Origin of the sequence: Streptomyces sp. KR55 (genome assembly GCF_052245645.1) — a bacterium.
GTDB lineage: Bacteria > Actinomycetota > Actinomycetes > Streptomycetales > Streptomycetaceae > Streptomyces > Streptomyces flavusporus.
On record NZ_JBQQCE010000827.1, the window covers coordinates 1 to 2,148 of the forward strand.

General features: G+C 74.6%; 1 protein-coding gene and 1 pseudogene. Both read right to left on the reverse strand.

The features are described from left to right. A partial coding sequence (locus ACTWQJ_RS50600; RefSeq protein ID WP_443313075.1) for a trypsin-like peptidase domain-containing protein occupies positions 1-1,535 on the reverse strand: 1,535 nt, incomplete at its 3' end. Positions 1,536-1,781: 246 nt separating this feature from the next. Next, a pseudogene (locus tag ACTWQJ_RS50605) lies at positions 1,782-2,148 on the reverse strand (tRNA pseudouridine(55) synthase TruB); the annotation flags it as partial.

The window sequence follows — 2,148 nt, forward strand, 5'->3', positions numbered from 1 at the left end:
TCGTCGTACTGCCCGCCCGCATGAAGGAACTCCCGCGGGAACTCCGCCCCCGCCCGCTCCCAGTACTCCGCCCGGCACGCGACCACCAGTCGCGCCCCCGTCTCCCGCAGCCACCTCGCCGTCCCGTCCGTCCACTCGGGCAGCCGGTGAGCCAGAACCGGCGGCATCTCCTCGGGACCGTCGAGCAACAACAACAGGGGCCGGCCTGCGGCACGGGCCAGGGCGGCGACCCGTTCGGGCCGGATGTCGCCCAGGCCGGCGGGGTCGGGGGCGTCAGGATCACCGCACAGGCCCCCGGAATCGGCGTCATCGCCATCCACCGAGAAGCCGTCGGGATCGGCATGCCGCAGGTCGGTGGGCAGGGCGGCGCCGGACGCCGCCACGATGCGGGCCGCCCGGGTCAGCGCCCGGCGGGCCGCGTCCGCCACCGAGGCGTCGTCGTCCCTCAGGTCGGAGCCGCGCAGCCACAGCGTGGGCGCCGGTTCCGCCCCCCGGCTGCGGCGGGCGGCGAGGGCCGCGAGTTCCGTCGTACGACCGCTGCCCGGCGGCCCGACGAGCCCGAGGACGACGGCCGGGCCCGCGGTGAACGCGTCGAACTCCCGTACCGTCGCGACCCGTTCGACCGGCTGAACCGCGCCGAAGGCAGCCCCGGCGCCCGCCCAGCCGAGGTCGCTCGCAAACGCCCCACCGTCCACCCTGCCAAGGCGGTCCTCATTCGCCCCGCCATCCATCCGCCCGAGGTCGCCCACAAACGCCCCACCGTCCACCCCGCCGAGGCGGCCCGCAAGCCCTCCGCCCGCCCCGTCCTGCCCCACCGACGTAGCCGTCAGCTCCAGTACTCCCGCAAGGTTGAGGTCGGCGCCGTACGCGGGCACCGTCGCGGCGTTGCGGGCGAGCAGGTCGGCGAGTGGGCCGCTCTCGGTGCGGCGCAGCGGGACGGCGAAGCCGGTGTCGCGGTGACCGGCCTGCAGGGCGGTGCCGAGGACCGCGACCACGGCGCCGGTCGTGATGTCGACGACCGGTCCCCCTGCCGCGCCGCCGCCCAGCCGCAGTGCGTCCCGGCCGGCTGTGCCGATCGCCAACTCCAGTACGTCGTCGAGGAGATGGAAGCGGTCCGTCGCCGTGTACGTCACGCTGGTCGCGCCCAGCACACGGGCCTCGCGCCAGCCGCCGGCGGCGATCCGCACATACCTGCCGCTCTCGATGCGGTCCCGCACGGTGACGGGGAGCGGGTTCGCGCCGAGGCCCTCGGTCTGTACGAGAGCCAGGTCGAGCTCGGGCAGCGGGGTCACGGCGTCGGCGGTGACGACACAGCTACGGCCCCCGGCGTCGTGGAGAACGAGGCGGGTCAGCCCGTCGACGGTTTCATGGCTGGTGAGGACCGTGCCGTCGTGGTCGGCGACGACACCCGTGCCGCGCGGGCGTCCGGCCAGGTCGTGGATGCGTACAAGAGCGTCGTGGTGCGGCGCGCGCCCGGCGTTCTCACGCTCACGCGAGCCGACCTGCGGTGCGGTCCGCCGGCCCCGTACCGCCATGGTCGAACCTCCCCGTCGTACACGTGCCCTGCATTCGACGGTAGGGGCGGGATGATCAGACGGACAGATCGCGGGCCCAACGCGCCCCCCTGCACTCCCCCGGTTCACTCCGAGCGCCTGCCCGGACGGGTGAACGGGAAGGGGTCGTTGGATACACCCTAGGGATGGGGGAACCGAGGGGGACCGTGGAGCGGCGGGAGTGCACGACCCCGTGACCGCCGCTCCACGGGCAGTCCCGACGATCCGTCAGCCGAAGACGGCGAGGCTCTTCGCCTTGCCCCGCTGCTCCTCCACGAGCGCGAGGAAGCGGCCCTCGGGGTCGAAGACGGCCACCGGGCCACTGCCCGCGTACACGTCGGGCATGTCGAGCCGGACACCGTTGGTGAGCAGCCGGGCCCGCCTGGCGTCCACGTCCCAGCGCGGGAACGCGGCCGCGGCGGCCTCGGCGATCGGCATGACGGTCAGCGCCTCCGGGAGCTGGTCGAGAGTACGGGCCGAGTCGAGCTTGTACGGTCCGACGCGCGTCCGGCGCAACGCGTTGAGGTGACCGCCGACTCCGAGGTCGGCGCCCAGGTCGCGGGCGAGGGCGCGGATGTAGGTGCCGGAGGAGCAG